A 6,000-nucleotide genomic window follows, 5' to 3' on the forward strand; every position below is an offset into this window, starting at 1 on the left:
CCCGCCCCCTCCCGAAAGGTCCCACTCCCCGTGACTGATGACCGCCACCGTCACCGCCCCCCGGACCCCGACCCCGAGCTGCCGGTCGACAGCGACCTCGACGTCGACGACGCCCCCGACGGGACGCCACGACCCGTGCACCTGCGTCCGCGATACCTCCTCCTCGTCGCCGCCGGCGGCACGGTCGGGACCGGGGCGCGGGAGGGCCTGACCCTCGCGTTCCCCGCCGATCCCGCCTTCGACACCGTCGTCTTCGCCATCAACATCGTCGGCGCGCTCCTGCTCGGCGTACTCCTGGAGAGCCTCGCCAGAGCCGGTAGCGACGAGGGCCGACGCCGCACCGCACGGCTGCTGCTCGGTACCGGAGCGCTCGGAGGCTTCACCACCTACAGCACCCTCGCCACCGACACCGCCCACCTGCTCACCACAGGACACCCCGCACCCGCCGCCCTCTACGCGCTCGGCACCGTCCTGCTCGGTGCCCTCGCGTCCTGGACCGGAGTCGCCCTCGCCGCAGCACTCCACCGGCGACGCACGCAGAGGAAGGTGCCGGCATGACACCCGCACTGTTCCTCGCGCTCTCCCTCGCCGGTGGAATCGGAGCCGCAACACGGCTCCTCCTCGACGGGCTCATCAAGGCCCGCACCGGCGGCGCCTACCCCTGGGGCACCACCGTCATCAACGTCACCGGATCACTCCTCCTCGGCCTGATCACCGGCCTCGCCCTCGCAGGCATCGCCCCCGAGCCGTGGCGACTCGTCCTCGGCACCGGCTTCCTCGGCGGCTACACCACCTTCTCCACCGCCAGCCTCGAAACCGTCCGTCTCCTCGCCGAAGGACGCCAACTCGCCTCCGCCATCAACGCCCTCGGCACGCTCCTCCTCAGCGTCATCGCCGCAGCAACAGGACTCTGGCTCGGAGGCGCGCGATGAGCATCATCGATGCACCCTCACCGGCAGTGGTGGTCGGTCTTGCCGGCGTCGATTCCGGCCCGGAGTCGGGGCACGCAGGGTCCTTCCGTTCAGCGGGTGCGGTGCGCCGTGAACGACCTCGCCGGCATGTCATCACGGGGCGATCTGGTCGCGTCTCTCCATGAGCGGTCCTGCCGTTGCGGGGTCCCGGGCGGCTCATCACGGCATGCCATCAGGCGGCTGAAGGCGGTCAGCCGTACCCGGGACCCCTGGCGCGTTCCGGAGCCGACAACTGCCCCGAATCCACGGAGACAACGGTGAGGAAGGCGGTCGGACTCCGGGGGAGCGACGCCGACCGGGACGCGGAGCGGCGTCAGCAGTGGGAGGGCCTCGACCCCGTGCTGCGCTCCCTCGGCTTCCCGAAGGGGCTGTGACGCCGGCCCGGTGGACCTCACCGGGTCGGCGCCCGCGCGCTCAGCGGTTCGCGGGTCGGAGCCCCAGCAGCGTGTCGATGATCACGAAGGCCGCGAGGCTCGCCCCCAGGAGCGGGAGGAACAGCCCGACCGCGGCGGCGACCACCAGGACGGACGCGACTCCCCACCACGGCGCGCGCCGGAGAGCTCCCCGGGCCGGCGGGGTGCCGACGAGCTGTCGGGGGCCGCGGGTGGGGCGGCGCTTCCACCACATCAGGTACCCGAGCACGACCATCGTGGCGATGCCGGCCGCGGTGACGAACAGCAGCAGCTGGTTGGGCAGCCCGAACATCGAGCCCATGTGCGTGTCGATGCCCCAGCGGGAGAGCTTGGCGACGAGGCCGAAGTCGGCGAAGTCGACCCGGTCGACGACCTGCATCGTGCTCCCGTCGATCGCGACGCCGTCGACCTCGGTCGGGAAGCTGCGCTGGATCTCCTGCACGACCCAGGCCGAGCCCTCCGCCGCGGGCGGCCGGATCTCGACCAGTCCCGTGTTCACGTTGACCTCGCGGGCGACCGAGAGCACCGAGTCGTAGGCGGCCGGCGAGTAGCCCGCCGTCGACTCGACGGCGTCGCCGGTGGCCGCGCCGTGTCCGGCGTGGTCGTCGGCCACCTCGCCGGTCCGGTCGCCGAGCGTCGTCCCCAGCGAGGGCGTGGTCCAGCCGACTGCGGAGCGGAGGGTCTCGAAGTTCCCGCCTCCGTAGAGCGACCAGGTGATGCCTGTGGTCGAGAGGAACAGGGCGCCGACGAGCAGCCAGACGCCGGTGGAGGCGTGCCAGGAGAACAGGCGCTTGTAGCCGGTGGTCCTCGGCGCGGGGCGCAGCAGGTCCCTCTTCACGCGGGCTCGGCGGAGGCGGATGATCCAGAGGCCCAGGCCGGCGAGGGCGACCACCCCCAGCCAGGAGGCGGCGAGCTCGCTGTAGGAGCGGCCCACGTCCCCGAGGTGCAGCGTCCGGTGCAGGTCGCTGATCCAGGTCCGCAACGGCAGGGCGCCGCTGGTGCCGTAGGCGGTGAGGTCGCCGCGGACGTCGGCGGTGGCCGGGTCGATGAAGACCGCGCGGGTCTCGCTGGCGCCGAGCGACGGGTCCGCGTACATCACCCGGGTGGTGTCGCCGGGGTTCGGTGCGGGGCGGACGGCGACGATGCTCTGCCCGCCTCCGGTGTACGCGTCGGCGGCGTCGATCTGGTCGGCCAGGGGCACGTAGGTGTCCGCTTCGGGGGCGTGCAGCTCCTGCGCGTAGACGACCTGCTCGAGCTGCGGGGTGAGTGCGTAGAGCGCTCCGCTGGTCGCGGCGACGAGGATGAACGGCCCGACGAACAGGGCGGCGGAGAAGTGCAGGCGGAGCAGCAGCTGTCCGAGCCAGCCTGCGCTGCTTCTGTGCGGCGGGGGCGGGGTGTCGGCGGAGTCGCGGGGTCTCGTGGCGGTGGTGGTCATGCTTCTGGTCCTTCGGTGCTGTGGCGGGTGCCGGTGAGGGTCAGAGGAGGGTGTCGCCGATGTAGCCGCCCTCGACGCAGCCCGGCGGGATCGCGAAGACGGCGGAGCCGATCGGCGTCGTCCACTCGTTGAGCAGGTCCAGCTCGTCCAGGCGCTTCTGGATCGGCACGAACTGCGCGGTGACGTCGGCCTGGAACGCCGCGAAGATCAGCCCGGAGTTCGAGATGTCCTCGCCCGTCGGGGTGTCGTCGTAGTTGTAGGCCCGGCGGTGGAAGCGCTCGGCGGTGTTCTCCGAGCGGGCGCGCCTCATGTGCGAGAACTCCGGGATCACCGGGAAGCCGATGGTCGTCGTCGCCTCGAAGTCGGGCTCGTCGGCCTCCGCCGTCCCGGTGAGGGGCGCGCCGTTCGCGAGGGTTCAGGGAGGAGACGGGTCGGTCAGACGCTGCGGGGACCTCCGGGGAGGTCCTCGCCGCGGCTCGCGTCGATGATCAGGAGGCGGGCTGCAGAGGGGGGCCGCGCCGCAGCGCCGCCTGGGGGAAGACGCCCGAGGCGAGGGGGAGCACGTCGCGCAGCTCGAAGGAGGAGCGTCGCGCGGGTCGAGGAGCGGCCACCGGAGTCGGCAGGACCCGCACCAGGCGGGTGACGAGGTGGCTCGTCGTCGCGGCGACACTGACGAGGAGGGACTCGCCGCGGTGGAGCGCCGCGGTCGTCGCGACGGCGGCGACGAGGTGCGCCGCCCACATCGAGGAGCCGGTCATCCCGCTGTGCGTCATCGCCGCGCTGACGTCGATCACGGCACCGTGGTGCGCGTGCAGGGTCGGCGCATCGACCGGCCCCGCGAAGGTCCCGATCGTGAAGAGCGTGTGGAACAGGAACTGGCTGACTCCCACCGAGACCGCCAGGCGGACCAGGGAGAGCCTGCGCCCGGCGAGCGCCACGCACACCAGGACCGACAGGACGAGCGGCATCGCGACACCGAGCGGACCCGGGATCTGGCCGCCGCCGGCCACGTGCGAGAACAGTGCGACGAGCGTCGCCACCGTCGCCGCGACGACGCCCCGGAGGGTGCGCAGCGGGCGCGACGACGACATCTCCCCAGTGTCGCAGACGCCTCCTTCCCGCGGAGGACCGCTCCCGGGCGAGAGGGGCGGCCGGCCGACGGTTCCTCTCAGCGGGCCGCGGAGGCTCCGGGGCGTCACTTCTCGGGCCGGACCACCAGCCCGACGCCGCCGCCGCGCCGCACCGGTTCGGCGACCGCGGTCATCCGGCCGGAGGGGTCGACCTCGATGGCGGCCACCGCCCCGATCTGCGCGGCCGAGGTGAAGGTGTCGCCCGAGGGGACCAGCTGCTGGCCGAAGGGAGCGAGGTCGTCGGCGTACGCCTCGATGAACTCGGGCTCGGCCGAGGTCGTCGCGCCGTTGCGCTGGGAGGCGCGGGGCGCTGCCACCGCCTCGGGGAGCGTCATGCCGAGGTCGATGCGGTTGACCAGGGTCTGCAGGACCGTCGTGATGATCGTCGATCCGCCCGGCGAGCCGACGACGAACCGCACGTCCCCGCCGTCGAGCACGATCGTCGGCGACATCGACGAGCGCGGGCGCTTGCCCGGCTCGATCCGGTTCGGGTCCCCGTCGACGAAGGTGGGGGAGAAGTCGGTCATCTCGTTGTTGAGGAGGAAGCCGCGGCCGGGGACGGTCATCGCCGAGCCGCCGGTCTGCTCGATCGTGAGCGTGTAGGAGGCGGCGTTGCCCCACTTGTCGACGACCGAGAGGTGGGTGGTGGAGATGTTCTCGGTGTCCGACTCCTCCGCGGCGGGGGCGGTCGCACATCCGGAGCCGTCGAGAGCGCCGGGCGCGACCGGGCGGACGGAGGCGGTCGCCGGGTCGATCGTGCAGTCCCGCGAGTCCGCGAACTCCTGGCTGAGGAGCGTCTCGGTGGGCACGTCGACGAAGGCCGGGTCGCCGACGTAGGCGCCGCGGTCGGCGAAGGCGCGGGCGGACGCCTCGAGGTAGAGGTGCAGGGCGCTGCCGGTGTCCTCGGCCGCGAGGTCGTGGTTCTCGAGGATGTTGAGGGCCTCGCCGACCGCGATCCCGCCGGAGGAGGAGGGTGCCATCCCGTAGACGTCGAGTCCGCGGTAGGAGACGCGGGTCGGCGCCTGCTCGGCGACCGAGTACGCCGCGAGGTCGGCGGCGGTCATCGTGCCGGCCGGGGCCGGGAGGTCCGACCCCTCGGCGATCCGCGGGTTCTGGACCGTGTCGGCGATCTCGGCGGCCAGCGCGCCCTCGTAGAACGCGTCCTGCCCGTGGACGGCGATGGAGGTCAGCGTCTTCGCGAGGTCGAGGTTGCGGAAGGTGCTGCCCACCTTCGGCGCGTCCCCACCGGGGAGGAAGAGCTCGGCCGTGTCGGGGAACGCCTGGAACCGCTCGAGGTTGTCGAGCGTCTGGTTGCGGAAGGTCTCGTCCACCCGGAAGCCCTTCGCCGCGAGCGCGATCGAGGGCGCCAGCACGACGGGGAGCGGCAGGGTGCCGAAGCGGTCGACCGCGGTGTCCCAGGTCGCCACCGTGCCGGGCACGCCGACCGCGACGCCGGAGGAGACGAGGTCCGGGGTGAACGGGTACGGGGCTCCGGTCGCGGGGTCGAGGAACGCGTCCGAGGTGATGCCGGCCGGCGCTGTCTCGCGTCCGTCGATGGTGCTGACCTCGCCGGAGGCCTTGTCGAAGTAGACGAAGTACCCGCCTCCGCCGATGCCGGCGCTGTACGGCTCGCTCACGCCGAGGGCCGCGGCCGTGGCGACCGCGGCGTCAGCTGCGTTGCCGCCGCGCTTCAGCACCTCCATGCCCACGCGGCTCGCGTTCGCGTCGACGCTCGAGACCGCTCCGCCGTAGCCCACCTGCGTCGAGGGCGAGATGAGGGGTCCGCCGAGGAAGTCGCGGATCTTCTCGGGCGTGAGCCCGCTGTCCTTCAGGTATCCGGAGACGGGCCTGTCGAGAGCGGACGCCGGTGCGGCACCCGCCACTCCCACTGCGACGACCGCGACCAGCGCGATCGCGATCCTGCGGAGCACGGGTGTCGTGGCCATGGCGTTCCTCCATCGGAACTCTGTGGTGCGCGGTCGGCGATGCGGGTCCCCCCAACCTAGGGGCGGGGTGGGGGTGGCGGGTGCCGCCCCGGCGTCCGCCCTCGA

The 6,000-nt window shown here is 72.8% G+C and carries 5 protein-coding genes and 1 pseudogene; 2 read left to right on the forward strand and 4 right to left on the reverse strand.

The features are described 5' to 3' along the window. Window positions 1-30: 30 nt before the first annotated feature. Both C5C33_RS12375 and crcB read left to right on the forward strand, forming a co-directional pair. Window positions 31-558: a CrcB family protein gene (locus C5C33_RS12375; protein WP_258062373.1), complete on the forward strand. Its 528-nt coding sequence runs from the start codon at window positions 31-33 to the stop codon at window positions 556-558. After that, window positions 555-932, forward strand: a complete 378-nt coding sequence (crcB, locus tag C5C33_RS12380; protein ID WP_104224798.1) for a fluoride efflux transporter CrcB — start codon at window positions 555-557, stop codon at window positions 930-932. The genes C5C33_RS12375 and crcB overlap by 4 nt, the downstream gene beginning before the upstream one ends. 453 nt (window positions 933-1,385) lie before the next feature. Here the strand turns inward: crcB and C5C33_RS12385 are convergent, their stop codons facing one another. The 4 genes and pseudogenes from C5C33_RS12385 to ggt all read right to left on the reverse strand — a co-directional run bounded on the left by C5C33_RS12385 (window position 1,386) and on the right by ggt (window position 5,895). Then, window positions 1,386-2,819: a PepSY domain-containing protein gene (locus C5C33_RS12385; protein WP_104261250.1), complete on the reverse strand. Its 1,434-nt coding sequence runs from the start codon at window positions 2,817-2,819 to the stop codon at window positions 1,386-1,388. Between the two features lie 40 nt (window positions 2,820-2,859). Next, window positions 2,860-3,231, reverse strand: a pseudogene (locus C5C33_RS12390) (Dyp-type peroxidase); the annotation flags it as partial. A gap of 76 nt (window positions 3,232-3,307) precedes the next feature. After that, window positions 3,308-3,910 carry a hypothetical protein gene (locus C5C33_RS12395; RefSeq protein ID WP_104224800.1) on the reverse strand — a complete coding sequence of 201 codons (603 nt, stop codon included), beginning with the start codon at window positions 3,908-3,910 and terminating at the stop codon, window positions 3,308-3,310. A gap of 104 nt (window positions 3,911-4,014) precedes the next feature. After that, window positions 4,015-5,895, reverse strand: coding sequence for a gamma-glutamyltransferase (gene ggt / locus C5C33_RS12400; RefSeq protein ID WP_104261251.1), 1,881 nt, complete (start codon window positions 5,893-5,895; stop codon window positions 4,015-4,017). Between the last annotated feature and the right edge of the window lie 105 nt (window positions 5,896-6,000).

The sequence above is a fragment of the Rathayibacter sp. AY1H3 genome, from assembly GCF_002932015.1.